23 protein-coding genes are annotated in these 17,309 nt (G+C 66.3%); 6 read left to right on the top strand and 17 right to left on the bottom strand.

Annotated elements, in window-relative coordinates:
• The 5 genes from ASG12_RS07645 to ASG12_RS21150 all read right to left on the bottom strand — a co-directional run bounded on the left by ASG12_RS07645 (position 1) and on the right by ASG12_RS21150 (position 2,092).
• Positions 1-603 carry a hypothetical protein gene (locus tag ASG12_RS07645; RefSeq protein WP_156377968.1) on the bottom strand — a complete coding sequence of 201 codons (603 nt, stop codon included), beginning with the start codon at positions 601-603 and terminating at the stop codon, positions 1-3.
• Positions 600-965, bottom strand: a complete 366-nt coding sequence (locus ASG12_RS07640; protein ID WP_055787056.1) for an SseB family protein — start codon at positions 963-965, stop codon at positions 600-602. The genes ASG12_RS07645 and ASG12_RS07640 overlap by 4 nt, the downstream gene beginning before the upstream one ends.
• A gap of 85 nt (positions 966-1,050) precedes the next feature.
• Complete coding sequence (locus ASG12_RS21600) at positions 1,051-1,206, bottom strand: hypothetical protein (protein WP_156377966.1); 156 nt, start codon at positions 1,204-1,206, stop codon at positions 1,051-1,053.
• A gap of 98 nt (positions 1,207-1,304) precedes the next feature.
• Positions 1,305-1,652, bottom strand: a complete 348-nt coding sequence (locus ASG12_RS07635) for a HepT-like ribonuclease domain-containing protein (protein ID WP_082501715.1) — start codon at positions 1,650-1,652, stop codon at positions 1,305-1,307.
• A complete protein-coding gene (locus ASG12_RS21150; RefSeq protein ID WP_082501714.1) occupies positions 1,649-2,092 on the bottom strand; it encodes a helix-turn-helix domain-containing protein in 444 nt (147 codons plus the stop codon). The genes ASG12_RS07635 and ASG12_RS21150 overlap by 4 nt, the downstream gene beginning before the upstream one ends.
• Positions 2,093-2,252: 160 nt before the next feature.
• On the opposite strand from ASG12_RS21150, the gene ASG12_RS07625 reads away from it, so the two are divergent.
• The 4 genes from ASG12_RS07625 (at position 2,253) to ASG12_RS07610 (ending at position 4,802) form a co-directional block, all read left to right on the top strand.
• Positions 2,253-2,480 (top strand): hypothetical protein, encoded by a 228-nt coding sequence (locus tag ASG12_RS07625; protein WP_055787052.1) that lies wholly within the window; start codon positions 2,253-2,255, stop codon positions 2,478-2,480.
• A 188-nt stretch (positions 2,481-2,668) separates the two neighbouring features.
• Positions 2,669-3,043, top strand: a complete 375-nt coding sequence (locus tag ASG12_RS07620; protein WP_055787049.1) for a hypothetical protein — start codon at positions 2,669-2,671, stop codon at positions 3,041-3,043.
• 48 nt (positions 3,044-3,091) lie between these two features.
• Positions 3,092-3,598, top strand: coding sequence for an RDD family protein (locus ASG12_RS07615; protein WP_156377965.1), 507 nt, complete (start codon positions 3,092-3,094; stop codon positions 3,596-3,598).
• Between the two features lie 58 nt (positions 3,599-3,656).
• A complete protein-coding gene (locus tag ASG12_RS07610; RefSeq protein WP_055787044.1) occupies positions 3,657-4,802 on the top strand; it encodes a hypothetical protein in 1,146 nt (381 codons plus the stop codon).
• A 74-nt stretch (positions 4,803-4,876) separates the two neighbouring features.
• Here the strand turns inward: ASG12_RS07610 and ASG12_RS07605 are convergent, their stop codons facing one another.
• From ASG12_RS07605 to ASG12_RS07585, 4 genes are all read right to left on the bottom strand, one after another.
• Entirely contained in the window at positions 4,877-5,116 is a 240-nt protein-coding gene (locus ASG12_RS07605) for a hypothetical protein (RefSeq protein WP_156377964.1), read from the bottom strand.
• A 52-nt stretch (positions 5,117-5,168) separates the two neighbouring features.
• A complete protein-coding gene (locus ASG12_RS21595; RefSeq protein WP_156377963.1) occupies positions 5,169-5,825 on the bottom strand; it encodes a hypothetical protein in 657 nt (218 codons plus the stop codon).
• A gap of 401 nt (positions 5,826-6,226) precedes the next feature.
• Positions 6,227-6,988, bottom strand: coding sequence for a hypothetical protein (locus ASG12_RS07590; RefSeq protein ID WP_156377962.1), 762 nt, complete (start codon positions 6,986-6,988; stop codon positions 6,227-6,229).
• Positions 6,989-7,102: 114 nt separating this feature from the next.
• Complete coding sequence (locus tag ASG12_RS07585) at positions 7,103-7,564, bottom strand: helix-turn-helix domain-containing protein (RefSeq protein ID WP_082501713.1); 462 nt, start codon at positions 7,562-7,564, stop codon at positions 7,103-7,105.
• A 116-nt stretch (positions 7,565-7,680) separates the two neighbouring features.
• Here ASG12_RS07585 and ASG12_RS07580 point away from each other — a divergent pair, with 116 nt between their 5' ends.
• The gene (locus ASG12_RS07580) at positions 7,681-8,481 is read left to right on the top strand and encodes an RsiV family protein (RefSeq protein WP_055787029.1); all 801 of its coding nucleotides are present in this window, start codon (positions 7,681-7,683) and stop codon (positions 8,479-8,481) included.
• Between the two features lie 12 nt (positions 8,482-8,493).
• On the opposite strand, the gene ASG12_RS07575 is transcribed toward ASG12_RS07580, so the two are convergent.
• Complete coding sequence (locus ASG12_RS07575) at positions 8,494-9,135, bottom strand: hypothetical protein (protein WP_156377961.1); 642 nt, start codon at positions 9,133-9,135, stop codon at positions 8,494-8,496.
• Between the two features lie 237 nt (positions 9,136-9,372).
• Here ASG12_RS07575 and ASG12_RS07570 point away from each other — a divergent pair, with 237 nt between their 5' ends.
• The gene (locus tag ASG12_RS07570; protein WP_055787024.1) at positions 9,373-9,786 is read left to right on the top strand and encodes a CD225/dispanin family protein; all 414 of its coding nucleotides are present in this window, start codon (positions 9,373-9,375) and stop codon (positions 9,784-9,786) included.
• A gap of 103 nt (positions 9,787-9,889) precedes the next feature.
• Here ASG12_RS07570 and ASG12_RS07565 read toward each other — a convergent pair whose 3' ends face one another.
• The 7 genes from ASG12_RS07565 to ASG12_RS07535 form a co-directional block, all read right to left on the bottom strand.
• On the bottom strand, positions 9,890-10,444 hold the full coding sequence (locus tag ASG12_RS07565) for an RNA polymerase sigma factor (RefSeq protein ID WP_055787908.1): 555 nt from the start codon (positions 10,442-10,444) through the stop codon (positions 9,890-9,892).
• A 20-nt stretch (positions 10,445-10,464) separates the two neighbouring features.
• Positions 10,465-10,842, bottom strand: coding sequence for a hypothetical protein (locus tag ASG12_RS21590; protein WP_156377960.1), 378 nt, complete (start codon positions 10,840-10,842; stop codon positions 10,465-10,467).
• Positions 10,839-10,961, bottom strand: coding sequence for a hypothetical protein (locus ASG12_RS22225; RefSeq protein WP_268810428.1), 123 nt, complete (start codon positions 10,959-10,961; stop codon positions 10,839-10,841). The genes ASG12_RS21590 and ASG12_RS22225 overlap by 4 nt, the downstream gene beginning before the upstream one ends.
• A gap of 110 nt (positions 10,962-11,071) precedes the next feature.
• Positions 11,072-12,886, bottom strand: a complete 1,815-nt coding sequence (locus ASG12_RS07550; RefSeq protein ID WP_082501712.1) for an Hsp70 family protein — start codon at positions 12,884-12,886, stop codon at positions 11,072-11,074.
• 26 nt (positions 12,887-12,912) lie between these two features.
• Positions 12,913-14,337 carry a GTPase gene (locus tag ASG12_RS07545; RefSeq protein ID WP_055787015.1) on the bottom strand — a complete coding sequence of 475 codons (1,425 nt, stop codon included), beginning with the start codon at positions 14,335-14,337 and terminating at the stop codon, positions 12,913-12,915.
• Positions 14,334-16,187, bottom strand: coding sequence for a dynamin family protein (locus tag ASG12_RS07540; protein ID WP_235456111.1), 1,854 nt, complete (start codon positions 16,185-16,187; stop codon positions 14,334-14,336). The genes ASG12_RS07545 and ASG12_RS07540 overlap by 4 nt, the downstream gene beginning before the upstream one ends.
• Before the next feature lie 157 nt (positions 16,188-16,344).
• The gene (locus ASG12_RS07535; protein WP_055787011.1) at positions 16,345-17,175 is read right to left on the bottom strand and encodes a hypothetical protein; all 831 of its coding nucleotides are present in this window, start codon (positions 17,173-17,175) and stop codon (positions 16,345-16,347) included.
• Between the last annotated feature and the right edge of the window lie 134 nt (positions 17,176-17,309).

The following is a 17,309-nucleotide window of genomic DNA, read 5'->3' as shown; positions in this document are numbered from 1 at the left end:
TCAGTCGCCGGCGATGGCGTTCGCGGCACCCACCGCAGCCCCGCCCGGCACCATGTTCATCCCGGCCTGCGGCAGTTCGTTCACCGCCTGCTCGAGGTTCGGCTTCGCCGCGTCGACCATGTCGCCGAAGGTGTTCTCGTCGATGTCAGGGTGGGCGAGACGGTCCTTGTTGTAGTCCAGCAGGTCACTCGCGGACATGTCGTCGGTGCCGCGAACCACGATGTTGCCGTCGGCGTCGCGCACCGATTCCTGTTGCAGGCTCGGGTCGCCCACCAGATCGTTGGCGATGTCCTTGAGCATGTCCCGGTTGAAATCGTCCTGCTTCTCGTACATGCCGGCGCCGAGGTGGAGCTTGTGGGAGATGTCGTTGGCGCTCTGCACGATGGCCCGGATACCCCACTCCCATCGCTCGCAGAAGTTGTCCATAGCCGACTTGGCCTGGGGCTTGCTCATCTGTTGTCCGGTGAGGGCGAGGTCATCGAAGCCGCGGCCGGTCTGACCGGTGTACGACCCCACGACGGGCGCACCGGAGAGTCCGTCGATGACGCCGTTGATACCGTCGGCGGCTTGCTTGAGCACCGCTGGATCGACGTTCACACTCATACCGACCCCCTGCCCTGGTCCAACACGTCCGGCGGGAACACCATCACGTCACTGCTGTGAGCATCTACGACGAGACCGGTCGGCACCGGTCCCCGAGTAATCACTTCGTCTATCAAAACGCCTGCTGCGACCTCGGTCAAACGAACAGCGACCGGGTCGCGCTCGGCGGCGTCGGAAAAGGCGCGCAGCCGGTCGATGGACGTGAATGCGACCATCCACGGCACGTCGGCGAGCATCAGTGTGAACAGCTGCCCATCGACGTCGAGCGGCACGAAAAGGCGCTGATCACGCAGCGAACTCATCAGCGAATCGGCCTGCCCGTAACCGGCAAAGAACGCGGCACGTTCCTGCTCGAAATCCACGCCGCGATCACTCCCCTCTGGCCTCCGCTCCGTCCGAACAGGTTGACACATGGTCTCCCCTGAATCGGAAACATCAGTCAGTCAGTCAGTCGGTCTTGCTCTGGGCCCGCATGCCCGGCCCCTTCTTCGCCATCGCCACGGCCAGCTCACCGGAGAGCTTCGCACTGTCGGCCGCGGCACGGTTGGCGGAGGCGAAGGCGCGGATGATCGAGTCGACCGCCGCACGCTGCTCGTTGGTCATCAGGTCGGCCACGGTGGGCGGCGTCTACGGCTCGAGTTCCTGGCCGCGACGACAATCTCGCAACGAGAGTCGTGATGGTCTGCTCGAAAAAGCGTTCGTCAATCCAGCACTGGCAGAACGATGTCGACCAAGTATGCACGTAGCGCCGGCACATCGAGTGTGGCGGTCCGCCACACTCGATGCGGATCGAGATCGTCGTACTGATGAGCGGCGAAGTTGCGCATACCCACGATCTCTCGCCACGGTTGGCCGTCGAATCGCGCGAGAACGTCGTCGGGAACCCGGGTGACCCCCTCTCCAATACGAATCAGCCCCATCTCCACGGCCCACTGACTGCGGGTGTCGAGTCGAAAGGACTCGAACCCGACGTCGGTGAGGTCGATGAGCCGGTCGCACACCGCGATCACCCCGCGTACCGCGTCTCCAGCCTTGGACGTGTCACTCACACAGCCACCGCTTCGCTCAGCAACCGGTCACGGATCTCACCGTGAAGGGAGTCGGACGCGATCACGTCGACCCTCACCCGAAGGAGTTCGGTGAGCGCCAGACGCATCCCGACCTCATCGAGCAGCGTTGCCTCGTCGGTGAAGTCGACCAAGACGTCGACATCGGACCCCGGATGGTCCTCGCCACGAGCGATCGAGCCCACGATCCGCGGACTGGTGGCACGGAACCTCTCGACGACGGCGCGAATGTCGTCGCGATGACGCTCAACCCGCGCAGACGGCCGACCCTCCAGCGCGGCCGCAATCCGGGTGAGCACCTCCGGACTGGGAACCCTCCGCCCGTTCTCATAGGCAGACAGGTTGGGTTGCGACACATTGGCAGCACGCGCGAGCTGCGACTGACTCAAGCCCGCCGCCAACCGCTCCGCACGAACGTCCATGACGTCAGGATAGCCGAGGGTTATCGCGATCGATATGGCGTCGATGTAGCGAACGCCGAGCGGACAGCGTGGTGTGCAACGACGCGGAACGCGGCGCGCCTGTCGTTCCCGAAGAACCGACGACCCGATTACCCGATGACCCGATGACGGTCAGGGCACCATGGCCGCGACCGTGGGGATCCTCGCCGCCCGCATCACCACCTACGCGGTCTGGCGGCTCGACTTCTTCGACGACCCAGAACTGCTCATCGACGACAGCATGGACCGGCACGAGACGACCCAGATCCGCGAAGCGGGGTCTATCTCGGACGCACTCGCCGCCGTCTTCCTAGACTCGCTCGCCCCGTTGCGACACTCGCGTCGCGACACTGACCGCGACGCGCCTTGAGCATCCGCGGCTCGACGATGTGGACGACATGACAACCCGGATGACCCTGTCGCTGTCGTCGCTCGATGTGTCTCGTCCGACGACCGTTCCCACGGTCTGGGAACTTTCACCACACCGACGGCATCCAAGGCACGAAAAGCGGCAACACACCGCCACCGCACACGAAACGGAACGGGCACCGGGATCCCATGAGCACCCTCGACACACAGCCCGGTCGCCGACGCCTCACTGCAGCCAGTTGGTCACTCGCTGCGCTCTTCGGCGCCGCAGCTCTCGCGCTGAAGATCCACATCACGATCGGAGTGATGGCTCTGTCAGCCGAGGTGCACCGCAAGTGTCACGAGACTCGGTCGGGCGCCGACCTCGGTGCACTGGACTCCATCGTGATGATGCTCGCGGCGGTGGCGACCGTAACCTCCATCAGCGCAGCGATCCTCGCATCGCGCCCGCTGTCACGCATGGTGGCGATCCTCCTCACCAGCTTTTTTGCCCTCTTCTTTCTCGTGGCCTGGTTCGGCTTCGCTCACCGGCATGACACCATCGGTCCCTACTGCGGCGGGTGACGTGCGGCTCTGGGCGCCCACCTCGACATCGAGGTGGATCCGGGCACGATGACCGCAGCGCTGAAACCATCCGGTCGAGCTGTCACGAAGGAGTTCCCGATTACCGACATACCCGAGGCGCAACTCCTCGGCGAGCAGCCGATTGCCAGTGTGCGTGCGCGGCTCACAGCGGCCGCGATCGACATCGCGCTGTTTCTCGCGGCATTCTTCGCGACCGGCCTGGTCACCATCTTTGTCGCAGCTACATCGGGCGGCGACATCGCCTGGGCGTGGCCGATCCAGATGACGGTGCCGGCGCTCTTCGGATTCACCAACCTCGCTGTGCTGCAGGGACACAGAGGGACGTCCCTCGGGAAAGCCACGCAGGGGATCGCCGTTGTCGATGACATCGATGGTCGACCCATCGGCGTCCCTCGCGGTGCCACGCGACTCGCACTCCACGTCCTCGTCGACCCGATAGCTCTCATCGGTCCCATCCTCATGCTCGCCGACCCCGTGGAGCGCCGAACGGTCGCCGACCGCGTCTGCAGATCAGTGGTCGTCTCCACGCGGTGAAGTCGGTGCCGGCGCGACCACGGCCTCGTCCCGGTCCGGCGCAACGTACATTTGACCGGTGAGCAGCACACAGCGCAGATTTGTCTGGGTCGGGGCCGCGCTCGGGGTGGTGATCGCGGCAGTCGTGGCGACCGTCGTGATCGTGGGGTCGGGTGGCGACGACGAGGCCCCCCGGGTACCGATCACAGAACCGAAACAGGGTCTCCTGCAGAAGAGCGACCCGCCCGATGGATACACACTCGAAACTGCCGGGACAGCCACGGGTTCGGCCGAGATAGGCGCGGTGTCACCACCTGAATGCGCGCGGGCGTTGCAAGCGCAGAACACCGCCGACGCGAAGAAGGTCAGCGTTCTGTTGTTCGCCGAACCGCCGAGTCCCGACCTCGTCCGCTACCAACAGACGGTCTACCGCGATGGCGCCGATCTGGCCGCGATCCGAGAATCCGCCCGGGCCTGCCCACAATCGGTCGAGACGTCAGGCACGATCTCGAGCACCCTCAACAACACACTTCAGGACACGCCGGCAGGGTGCCCCGATGGCGCCGTCGTCGTCGAAACCCGGTCGGCCCTCAAAGCCGCCGGCACCATGAACCGACAGTTGACCACCGCCTCGGTACAGAACGGCCGGGTCGTCACACAGCTCGCCCAAGAGTGGACATCGGCCAAGAAGCCCGACCTCGATGAGCGGTGTCGGCTGACATCGATTGCGCTGAAACGACTTTCGACCACCGCCGGCGTCACCGCGCCACCATCGTCGCCGGTGCCGCAGGCCTCCGAGTTCTGTCGACACCTCACCGCCGACGATGTCGCCACGGTGTTCGCCGACACGTCCTTGTCGAAGGAACTGACCTATCGCGACGACGCGCCCACATCGCCGACGTCGCAGCAGTGCAGCTGGCTGGTGAACATGAACACCCTCGACATGGAGGTCGCCGACGCCAGCGGCGGCCCGAGTTCGATCACCGTCACCGTCGACAAACCTGTGGACGTGGGCGGCGGAGCCACGTTCTACCGATCCCGCGCCGAGCTCGACGGCACCTGCTCGGGCGAGTTCTACGTGACATCGCAACCGGACAAGAGCCTGAAGGTGGCTGCGATCCCCCTGACCGACGTGGACGAGCCGGCGAAACCGGTCGAGCCCCTGTGCACGGCACTCATCACCGCCGGTACGAAGGTCCTCCGAGCGCTCGGGTGGACGCAGTGACGCGGTCGATCTGATCGTCCTCGTCGGGAATGCCTCGAAGCAGCACTTCGGGGTCCGGGATCGGGATCCTTCGCTCAGTCCGGCGACGTCGCGTCTGAGACGAATCCGACACCGGCGAAGTCGATCTTGCCGAAGCCGAGACTGTCGTCGCCGCCGAGTGTGTTGTCGATGACGTAGGCCACCGCGATAGGCATCGCGTGCATACCCGCGTGCAGTTGTTGCCCCATGAAGTGCGACGCCACGACGTCGTCGTCGCGGTCCGGCCCGGGTATGGTTCGCCTCGGCTCGAGGGTGATCGGCACTTGTGCGGCCAATCCCTCGACCGTCCCCGGGAGGCCCCCTCCACGATGCGGCGTCGTCAGTACGTCACGATGCGATCCGTCGGGCGGCCGCTGCGACCACCTGACGGAACACCGCCTCGTCGGGTGCACCCCGGAGTTTGCTGACGCTGACCAGCACCGCCCCATCGGGAACGGGCAGCACGGCGACGAACTGGGTCGCGTCGATGTTCGATCCCGAGGCTTTCGCCATCGAGCGGATGCGAGCGGCAACAACGCCGTTCACACCCGCGGTGTCGACCTCGATGGGCGCCGCCGTCTGCGTCGCCGTCACCTGTGCACCGTCGACTTCGGCGGTCAGAGTGTGTGTTGCGCAATCGCCCAGGTTGTAGCGGCGGAACGACTCCACTGACCCGTTGACACCGGCTGACGCCTTCCCGACTGCCGCGACGATCGTCGTGCCGCCAACCCCATCGCCGAACAAGGCCGCCGGCGCAGAAGCCGCTTCCTTCGCTGCCGCTGCCGATTCCGGCGGCTTGCACGATGTCGGACTCACCTTGGCTCCCGCAGTCACGTCAGCCAGCGGTGACACCGTTGCACCACTCGGGATCTGCTGCTTCTGGAAGCCCGCAGGGACATCGCTTGGCTGTAACAGGTAGTCGGTCAGCGATTTCGCGGCGACGGAGGCCGATGACGTTCCGTCGACCGGCATCGACGACTCGGAGCTGCACGCCACCGCGAGCACACAGCTCATTGTCACCATCACGGCCGTCCCTGCACGCCTCTGCCACATATCCCGACCCCTTGATCCGATGTCGATTCGTTCAATCGAACGAGAGCCTAGCCGAACCACTCTTCCGCGAGCGTCCCTGCCTTTTCACAACGCCTGATGAGCTGGTCGTCAACGCGAGTCGGGCGGCAATTCACGCTGTAGGCGCGCTCACGCAGGTCGGCGGCCTCCCGCGCCGCCTCGGCGCGCTTGAGGCCACACGCTCGAACACGAGATACACCACGGCGATGGCCGACAACGCAACGATCACGATGAGCAAAGCGGTCCCAGCGGACAACCTGTCGTTCTTACGTTTGCTCTGCGAGGTCGCATCCACAGGCGACGCCGAGGACCCCGCCGAGTCCAACGGTTGGTGGTCAGGCGACATCGAGGACGATCTCGACGCTCTCGCCCTGCTGGAGCGACGTCTGGTCGGGTACCGCGGCCATCTCGGCGATTGTTCTGCCGTCGACCTCGATACCCTGCGAGTTCCATTGGCGCAGTTGCTCGATCAGTGACATCAACGTGTTCGGATGGATCCCCCAGAGCCGGTAGTTCATCTCGTTGGTCGCGCGCTTCTCGCCGGGTGTGCGGTGCTTGAGCGTGACCACCGCTTCGGTGCGAGGGAGCTGGCGGATCACGACCTCGTCGTCGTCCACCGAGAAGGTCATCTTCGGCGCCACATCGATCCGCTTCTGGCCGATCACCAGTTCGCCCTGCCACCGCACAGCGAACACCGCGGTCAGCGCGCCTACCGCGATGAAAGCGGTCGCGCCATAGAGGTAACCGCGGTCGACCGGATCCGAGATCAGCGCCCAGAACAGCAAGAATGCGCCGCACACAACGAGATTGACGGCGATCCACGCACGTGGATTGCGAAAGAATGGCTGCGGCAGAACGCGCACGCGGTCACCGTCCGGCACCGTCCGCAGGGTTGGCCCCATCACCATCTGGGGCGTGATCATCAGAACGAACAGCCCCAGGGTCACGACGTACCAGGCGCCGTCGAGCGCCGGCATGACCATCAGAAACACCGCCACCGGCACGGTGAGGAGGACAATCGCGCGGCCGGTCAACGCCGACGACCGGTGTCGCGTCCAGCGGAAGCTGCGTCCGCCACCGCCAGATGAGTCATCCACTGCACGTCCCTCCGATGCGCTCAGTTCGTTCAGCCCGGTACCGTACAGGCGCCCGACAGAACCCTCGTCATCGCTGGACGTCCAGTTCGACCAACAGCCGAGCGACCAGGAGGTTCAACCGCGTTCGTCGGTCGGACCGGTCCGGCTCTGTGCGCGCCGCGCCGGCGCCTTCGTCGCGATTGCCCTCCCCAACGCCACCGACGCCTTGACGTCGTCGGCAGCGGCCCTGTTGGCCGTGGCGAAGGCGCGGATGATCGAGTCGACGGCCGCGCGTTGTTCGTTCGTCATCAGGTCGGCCGCGGCGGGCGGCGTGTACGGCTCGAGTTTCGCCCACGCCGCATCGATCCACCCACCCACCTCGCGCGCCGGCTTTCCCAGCGCCTGCGCGAGCTGGGTGACGACATCCTTCGTCGGCCCCTTCACGTTCTGACCCTTCACGATCCGCGAGATCGTCGAGACGTGGATGCCGGTCGCCTCCGACAACCTGTTCATGCTCGGCGTGTCCCACGGACTCACGAAACCTGCCTCGGTCAACGCCGTCGCCCACGGCTCAGGAATTCCATGCTTCAAGTTCATAGGTTGTAGCTTGTCTCATGTGCCGCGCAAAATCAAGAGCCTCGGGGGGTTCACAGCTTCAGAGATTCGACACTCAACCTGCACCGCAGCGAGCGAATAGCGCGCACACTTGATGCATGAGAGTGGTTCGAGCATCCGGTTGTTTCACCGTCGCAGCGCTGCTGGCCATGAGTGTGGCCTCGTGTTCCAGCACCGATGGCACCGCGACACCCGCACCGTCGACGCGGGTTGTCACGGTCACGGCGTCACCCGGCGCGTCACCGAGCTCGGCGACGCCCTCCACCACGGCCACCACCAGTCCGTATAGCGCGACCACCACTCGCATCACCGGCGCGAACCAGCGCGCCACCTGGGACGTCACCATTCCGCAGCTCTCCGGCGGCACGCCCGCCGTCACCGACGAGTTCAACCAGTCGATGCGCGCGGCGCTACAGGACCAGATCGAGGCACAGTACGACCCGCACTTCGGCTTCACGCTCAGCGACGGGTACACGAAGGGGCCGTTCCGCATCGGCCAACGCGTCATCAGTGCCGAGCAGATCACCGGCTGGATCGCCAACCCACCCGGCGCACATGGCGACTCGCTGATCTCGACGGTCACCATCGACACCGACAACGCCAAGCCCATCACGCTGCAGGACGCGTTCGGCGACCTCGACGCCGGCTTGCAACGACTGTCATCGGAGGCCGCGCGGATCCTGCCGACCACCAGCGCCGGCCCCGACTACGTACGCGAGGGCATGGCCCCCACTCTCACCAACTACGCCAACTGGACCGCGTCGCCCGAGGGCATGCGGATCCATTTCGGTGACTACCAGGTGGGCGCCTACGCCGCCGGCCTCATCACCATCACCGTCCCGTGGTCGGCACTGTCGGACGTGCTGGCCCCCGGCATGCAGGACGTATTGAGCAGCTGACGAACGGCGGCGCTAGTCGAGTCGGTCGGCGACCAGCGACGCCAGCCTGCAGAAGTCGTCGGGTAGCGGCTGCTCGGGCTGGGTGAGCGACGCGGTCAGGATGCCCACCGTGGCGCGACCCTGGATGTAGGCGCGCACCGACGTGGAGTCGGAATTGCCTGTCGGTGAGACGAACCGGGTCCGCACTCGGATGACCACGGCGTCGCGGGGGCAGGCGGCAGGTGTCGGGAGGATCGACGAGATCGATTCCAGCGACTCCGTGTCGGTCTGCTGACGGTAGGAGGAACACCTCCGAACCACTCCGATGGTGTCGGACACCGACTCGCCGCCGGTCACGATCGACTGCGCGAAGGTGGGCTGGGCTTCATCCGCAGGAACCGCGAGTACACCGACTGTCGTGGAACGTAATTCGCGCGCCGCCTGATCGGCGATGACCTGCCCGCATTCCGCGGGAGTCGTGGCACCGCCGATACCGGATGGGGCCGTGTTCGACAGCCGCGAGACCTGGTAGCCGGACGGAAAGTTGTCGGAGGTGAGAAAGGGACCGTCGGAGTCCGGTGAACTGTCGCCGCGGCCCCAGATCGCGGTCGCGACCGCCGCAGCGGCGATGATCACGGTGACGATCAGCGCGAATCGCATTCGACGCGGCGTCACGATGCGTTCCCATCGGGGCTGACGTCTGACACCGAACAGCTCCCCTCCGCCGCCCGGCTCCCGGACGAGTACGTGTCTTCACCGTACTGATTCGACCCATCGTCGACGCGGCGCCGCGTGCATACCGAGCAAGACCGATCCGGCGGATCGGCGCGGGAACTTCGGGGCCCCGACTCTGCATCCAATGTTGTGAGGCCGCAGACCGCAGGCCCGACACCGTCGACGAAAGATGCACACATGACCCAGCCCAGCGCCTACCGTCCCGACCAGTACAACGCCGGCCGCACAGACAACCGTTACGGCGCAGGCCCGCAGCCCACATCCACCCCGACCACGTCCGCACCGAGCACGAACGGTGGATGGGCCGCAGCCACGGTGATCTTCTTCTGGCCCCTCGCGTTCGCCGCCTTCAGTCGCGCTCTGTCGATCCCGATGCTGTGGTCGCAGGGCCGTCACGCCGAGGCTCACGAGGCGTCGGCGACCGTGGCGCGATTGGGCAAGATCGCCGTCATCGTCGGCATCGTGCTGATGATCCTGGTGGGCGTTCTGTACGCCGTCGCGCTCTCGTCGATCGACGACGCGGCCAACAGCGTGCGACCGTTCAGCGACTACTCGAGCCTGTCCTCGCCGTACTCCTCGGGCGGGAACTGATCGCCGAGAGAATCAACCACCGTCTCACGAGAAGCATCGTGCCCCCGCCCCTCGAGGGCGGGGGCACGAAGCGTTTCGTCTCACCGCGCCTCGCGGAGAGCGCTCATTCCTCGTCGGTGTATTCGTAGGCGCGAATCCGCTCGGCCAGCTGTTTGCGGGCCCGATTGAGTCGCGAGCGAACAGTTTGGACCGGCACCCCTTGATGATCGGCGATCTCGTCGTAGCTCATGTCCGCGAACTCTCGGAGCACCAGCACTTCCCGGAAGTCGTCGGAGAGTTCGCCGAGCGCGAGACGCAATTGGTCGGATAGCGCGAGGTGCTCGTCGAACGGGGTCGGGCCGGCATCGATCAGGACCGGCCGTTCAGGGTCGTTGAAGTCGACGATATCGGTGTCGGCCTTGCGTTTGCGCACGATCGACAACGCGGCGTTGGCCGCAACCCGGTGGATCCAGGTGGTGAACTTCGCCTCCCCGCGAAACTTGTGGATGTTCTGCCAGGCCGCGACGAGCGTGTCCTGGAGAGCGTCCTCGGCGTCGGCGGGATTGCTCGTGATGTTGAGACATACCGCCCACATCCGGTTGCGGTGTCGGGTGATCAGCTCGGTGAAGGCACTCTGGTCGCCCGCACGCGCGGCGACAACGAGTTCCGCGTCGTCCATCTCCGTCGTCATCGACACGCTCATCCGTGCCACGCTCCCGGGTCGTGGTGGTCACCGTGGTCGGCGGGATCGTGGTGCTCCCCAAGCTCGGGATGACCCGCGTCGGAGTGGACGTGCGCATCGTCGAAAGGACTGTGGTCATGGGCATCCGGCCCACTCGTGTCGCCGTGCTCGTCGCCGGTGGGATGCGGTGGCGGGTCATCGGGAGCACCGACCGGGTCGTCGGGCAGAGTCCCGTCGTCGTCCATGGTGGGGACCAGAGAACTGTCCGCTGCAGGCGTGGCCGGATCGAACGCGATGTCGAGCAGGCGGGTCCACACGTCATCGGCGGGCGGTGGCGCCGTGTCCGGAGACAGGCCCAGGGTGGCGAGGATGGATTGCGGATCCGGTGCGCTCATGAGTTCATCTCCGTGGCTGCGTGACCCAGCGCCGCGAGGGCCCGTGTCCACACGTCATCCGACACCGCGTAATCGGTGTCGACGTCCAGTTCGAGTGCGACGAGGACGGTGGGCGTCATGGATGCATCTCCGTTCGTCGTCGGCAGGAACACGCGATGCGTGCCCGATTCACGGTAGCCGACCACCCGTCGACCGCGCGGGGTTCCCATCGTGCATGCAGCCGGGGCGATCACGGCAGCAACCCCAGGCGTTGGAGGAACTTCTCGGCGTTGTCCTGGCTGGCGAACCTGCCCGCATCCAGCGACAGGAACGTCGCACTGTTGGCATAGCTCACGAACCAGTTCGGGCCGGCGTCGCCCTTGTACTGCTGGACGAGCGCGCCGCTTGTGTTCTCACTCCCTGGCACATAGGTCGCCCCGGTCGCGTTCGCCTTGTAGGTGGCGAGATTACGTTGGCTGCCGCGTTGATCGACGTATGCGCTGACGGTGATGTCGGTGCTGGTGTCGGCGATCCCTTGGAGTAGCGAACTGTCCACCCGGACCACACACTTCACGGCGTAGGCATTGAAGGTGCCGTTGCTGAACGAATCCTGCGCGCAGTTCTGCAGGTCGCCACGCAGCGACGCGGGAAGTGCCGCGAACACCTGTTCCTGGTTGTAGGACAGGGTCACCGGCGCAGCAGACGACGACGGGCCCGCCGACGCCGAACTCGGTGTCGACTCCTGCCGAGTGGTGAGCACCACCACGGCGGCGACGGCCACCACGACCGCCGCGGCGACCGCGCCGGCAATCAACAACGGGGTGCGGCGGGATCCCGACCGCCGGGCCGCGGGAGGCACCGAGTCAGCCCGACCCCATCCGACCGGTGTCGCAGGATCCCCGCCGCTGATCGGCGACGTTGCCGCCTCACGACCACCCGACAGATCCGGCATCGACGGCGCCCGATCGACCACCGGCTGCGGATTGGCCGCCAACCATGTCGCGAGAGCTCCCTGCGCCACAACCGTTTTCGGATCGTCCAGGGTCGCCACCGGCCCCAGTCCGGCAAGCTCGGCATGGACCAACGGAATCCGCGACGTCCCACCCGTCAGATACAGTGCCGCGAGATCATCGGGCCCGGAGATACCCGCATCCGACAGCGTCGCCTGCGTCAACTGCCGCGCAACCGTCAGTGGCGGAGTGATCAGCTCCTCGAACTCGTCGCGCGTCAGCTGCAACGTCTCCTGGAACCCACCCCCCGACACAGAGATCGCCGCCGACGGCGTCTCCGACAACAGCTCCTTGGCCCGTCGAATGGAATCGTCGAGCTGGACCCGGACACCCACCGGCGCATCCCGACGCAGGAACTGCCCCAGTTCAGGGTTACGAGCACTGAGCTGCTCGTCGACCCACCGCCGAATCAGTGCGTCGAAGTTCTTGCCACCCAACGAGTTCTCACCTCGGGCCGCCAGCACGGTGAAGGAACTGTCGGATTGCTTCTGCAACACCGCCACGTCGAGCGTGCCGCCACCGAAATCGAACACCGCCACACGGGCACCCGCAGGCAACCGCGCCGAACGCGCATAGTGGGCGACCGCAGCCCGAGGCTCCGACACCGTCGACACCGATCCGGCCGGCATACCCGCCGAGACCGCCGCATCGACGAGAACCCTGATCTGCGGCCCCGACCACGCCTCCGGATGCGTCAGGACCAGGTGCGCCGGCAACTCACCGGCGTGCGCCGAGCTCGCACGCGAGATGACCGACGAGAAGACCGCCGACACCGGCAACCACGTCGGAACACTGAAGCCGTTCACCGAGATCGTCGGCGGACCGATCAGGCGCTTCGGCGACGGGATGAACGCGGCGGGATTGCGCTGCGACTCGTTCACCGCATGATCACCCACGGCGATCCGATCAGGGCTCTCCACGAACACCCCTGATGCCATCAGAGTGCTCGCGTGGGACAACGACAACGACTCGATCGCCCCACTGACCGCCGCCGAGTGCGCCGCCGCGGTGTTCGACGTGCCGAAATCGATACTCAGAACCCAGTCCGAACCCATGAAACGTGCCGTCCCCTCGTGAGATGTCAAAGCTGTCCAGTAGCGGCGATAGCAGAGTAGGCGCGTGCGACATCGACGAGCGCAGCGTCCTCGGCAGCGGTCACGGTCGACAGAGCCCGCGCCTGCGCGGCCGCCAGGCGCGCGGTCGCGGCGGAGTGGACCGCTCGCGCGTCGGCATCCGACGGCAGTCCGACGCAGCCGGCGATGTCGGGAGCGGTGAGCAGGGTCTTGATCTCGTCGACGAGCGCCGAATAGGGATCTGCCACCAGCAGTTTCTGGAGATCATCGAGCAGAGCGACCCGCAGCATCGCCGGGCTCGTGCGCATCTGGTGCACGATCAGCCGGATCTGGTCGCGCGCGGGATGGTTGTAGGCGAGCTGGTCGACATAGTCGACGACGCGTCGCGCACGATTGAGCAGCGCGAAACCACTCAGCGACGACTGCATGAGTTGGTGCAGCTGCGGCACACCCGACCGCTGCGAGAGCCAGTGGTTCAGTGCGGCAGCACCGTCGCGCGCGATCATCCGGCCATGCAGCACACCGTATTCGCCGAGAAGATCGAGCAACTCGTCGCGGTCCCCGGCGGCGATCACCCCGTCGCCGTCGCGATCGAGTTCGTCCACCAACGACTCGGGGTCGAGGGTCGACAGTGCAGCGAGGGTCCGGGCATGGTGCTCCGACAATGCTCCGGTGTGGCTGGTCTGCGCCATCAGGCCCGAGATCGGCACCACCGCACTGACAGCGTGCGCGAGACGCCGGGCGACTCGCCCGGCGTGATGCGCGGCGTGGTCGATCGGATCGCGGCCCCCGAGTGCACCCTCTCCGAAACTGTCTGCGCGCGAAAGCACTCCGAGGGTGTTGAGTGGCGAGAGCGGTAATTCCTGCAGGAACGCCAGCTCGTCGGCGCGCGGCGTGGAATCGAACAGGAACACCGCGGCGTCCGCGTCGACCGATGCGGTGCGGGTCTGCTCGAACCCGTCGATGAGAACCCGTCGGGTCGCGGTCTCGTTGCGGGTCGTCAGCGTGGCCAGACCGGGTGTGTCGATGAAGGTGAGGTTGCGGATCGCGGCCGACGGCAGCCATCGGTTGACATACGCGATGCGCTCCTCCTCGATCGGCATGCGCGCCGCCTCACCGCGAACGATTGAGACCGGGTGGCGGGTGCCGTCGACGGCGACCGCCTCGGCCCGCGACGGCGCACCGTCCTGGTACACCGCCACCAGGCGGGTGGCCTCGAGCGCTGCCGTCTCGGCGACCGGAGCCCCGATGAGTGCGTTCACCAGAGTTGATTTACCGGCCTTGAGTCGCCCCACGATGACCACGCGCGGCGGGGAGAACAGGGTCGCGCCGATACGGTTGGCGTGATCGACCAGATCACCGCCGAGGCCCGCGAGACCACGCAGTCCGTGGTCGAGTGTCTGCTGGACGGGGTCCATGGCCACTGAGGTCATGCTCCGACACCTCCGGTGTGCATCCGTTCGATCATGGTGTCCACCTGGCGAAGTCGCTTGGCGACCACGTCGGCGTTGCCGGTGAGGCGGGAGATCTCCTTGTCGCGCTCGGCGGCGGACGTCGCGGCCGTGTCACGCGCCGTCTTGACCTGTTTCTGCAGATCGTCGATGGAGGTCCGCAGATACTCGCGGTAGCGGACCACGATGTCGGGTCGTGCCTGGGCGATCGCGGCCTCGAGCAGGCGCGCGGTGGCGGTCTTCGTGATGCCGACGGTCTCGCGGAGCCAGTTGAGAAGGTTGGTCTTGCCCGTCCGCATCGCCCGGAAGCCGAGGTTCACCGACACCCACACCGCGCCGACAGCCGCACCCACACCCAGCACACTGGACAGACCGATCACGCCGGCGAGGGACGTCGACCCCATGACCCCCATGGAGACGATCGTGGGATCGAAGATGCCGTGACGTTTCGACGCCACCTGTGGTCCCTCGATCTTCTGTCCTCCCAGCGCGACGGTGAGCTGCGCACAGATGTCTTCCCACACCGTCGGGTCGTCGAACCGCGGTTCGACGATCTGCGTGTACAACTCGTTGAGGAATCCGGTGAGGCTCGCCATCATCGCGCGCTGCAACTCGGTCTGCATGTCGGCGGTGAACCGCTGCGGCGACCGCCGGAGCACCTCCATGCCGTTCTTGTTGATGCGTTCGGTCCAGCTGTTGCGGATTCCCTCGAGTCGCCGGTCACTGTCGTCGATGGCCCGCTGGCGCATGGCTGCCAGGTCGCGAGCGAGATACTGCTCCCATTCGCGACTCTGTTCGCGCAGCGACTCCAGTCGCGCGAGCTGTTCGGTGAGGTCCGGCAGTGCCGCCTCGGCATCGCGGACCGTGCGCAGTTCACGACCGATGCGGTCCTGCAGTCGCCCGAGACCACCTCGCACCGTCTGCAACGCATCGAGGATCGGCAGTTCCTCGGCCAGTTCGAGCCGGCCCAGGATCGCCGCACGCAGATCCGCTATCCCCGAGGCGATCTCGCGACATTCACGGTCGGGTCCCGCGGGCAACTCGGATGCGGCGACCGCACGCAGACTCGACACCCCCATCACGGTGACGTCACGCCCCAGATGGGTGCGCAGGAGCCGTCGATCGTCTTCCACGATCGCCTTCCACCGGCGGATGTTCTTGTCGATCTTCGTCACCGCCACGATGAGGCCGTCCACCGAGCCGCCGGCCTGCTCGATGAACGTCATCTCCGGGGCCGTCAGTGGACTCGACGCGTCGCAGACCACGACCACCACACACGCCTGCTGCGCCGAGGCCGTCACCAGTGCCGCCAGGGAGGGATCGAGTCCGCCGACACCTGGGGTGTCGATGACCGTGACATCCCCCAACGCGGTCGCGGTGACCGGGATGTTGGCCCGGGTCGGCAACGAATCGAGGGCCGAGTTGCGCACGTGTCGACCGTCGGTGGTGACCCACTCGTGCAGCGTGCTCAGCGGCACCTGCTCGGTACGGTCGGGGAACAGCAGGTCCGCGGTTCCGTCCAGCGGAGGGTCGGTCGCCGGACAGATGCTGATGGGGACGGTGGTCGCGACGTCGACACCGGTGGGCGACAGTTCACGGATTCCCACGAGCGCGTTCACCAGCGAGCTCTTGCCCCGCTCGATCTCCCCGACCACGACGATCGACCGGACCTGACGGTCGCGGTCCGCCTTCGCCTCGGCGAGATCGGCGACATCGTCCATGCGATATGCACGAAGGAGTTTGATACCGGCGGCCATCGCCGCGCGGGCAACGGCATGGGCGTCCTGTGCGTCGCCGACCTTCTCCAGATCGGGCGCGTGCGGAGTACTCACCTGACGTCCTGTCGGTCGGGGCCGTGCGGCCGGTGTACAGATTAGCGAGGCCGGAGTCGGAGGCCCCGGACGCAGTGGTGCCCCGAGGATCCGGTCCTCGGGGCACCAGTTCTGCGGACCTGGTGGGAGATCGGGGGAACCAGGGACTCCGCCGAACTCAGCCGGCGTGGTAGTCCATCGTGCTCGGATCGAGGTGGGCACCGTCGACCGCATCGGTGTAGTGCTCGGTGATCGCGCCGGTGGTGTCGTACGTGCCGTCGCCGTCGACGTCGGTGTGCTGGGTGTCGAAGACGCCATCGTGATCGGTGTCGTCGACCTCGATGTTGGCGGTGCCGTCGCCGTCGGTGTCGATGAGCCGCTCGTCGGTCGTGCCGTCGTGGTCGGTGTCGACCGACTGGATGTTGGTCCTGCCGTCGCCGTCGGTGTCGTACTGGGCGAGGTCGATCTTCCCGTCTCCGTCGGTGTCGGAGATCTTCGCGTCGACGCCGTTCACGGTGCCGGTGTAGTAGCCGCCGGAATGGGTGTCCGGCGTCGCCGGGGTGTTCGCCGAGGCGCTGTGGGTGTCGCCCGAGGAGTAGGTCGACGAGGGCGAGGGCGACGAGTACGGGGACGAGGAGGACGAGGAGGACGAGGAGTGATCCGGCGCGCTCGAGCTGCCGTAGGAGCTCGATCCGCTGTAACCGCTCGCCGAGCTCGATCCGCTGTAACCGCTGGTCGAGCTCGATCCGCTGTAGTCGCTCGACGAACTCGACCCGCCGGGCTGATCGATCGGCATGCCGAACGCCGAGACCGACGGTCCGGTGAAGCCGTCGCCGGAGTCGATCTGCACAGTGTCGCCGGTGCCGTCCTCGTTGCTGTCGACGTACCGCATGTCGGCCTTGCCGTCGCCGTCGCTGTCGACGTACTCGACGTCGGTGCGGCCGTCGTTGTCGGTGTCGACGAGGTGGACCTCCTGGCCCAAGATGTTGGTGCTGTCCTGCTCAGCCATTGCCTTCTCCTTGTGTCTGCTGCCGGGGCCGTCATCGGCCGGTCAAGTGATCAGATGCGGTCTGTGACCAAAAAGTTCCCGCGCCCGCGCACAAACCTCGACCTCGTTCGTGCGAACAATTGACCGTAGAACAT

Origin of the sequence: Williamsia sp. Leaf354, assembly GCF_001424365.1 — a bacterium.
Lineage (GTDB): Bacteria > Actinomycetota > Actinomycetes > Mycobacteriales > Mycobacteriaceae > Williamsia_A.
The sequence above is the reverse complement of the archived record's forward strand: the minus strand, read 5'-3'. Positions and strand labels throughout refer to the sequence as shown.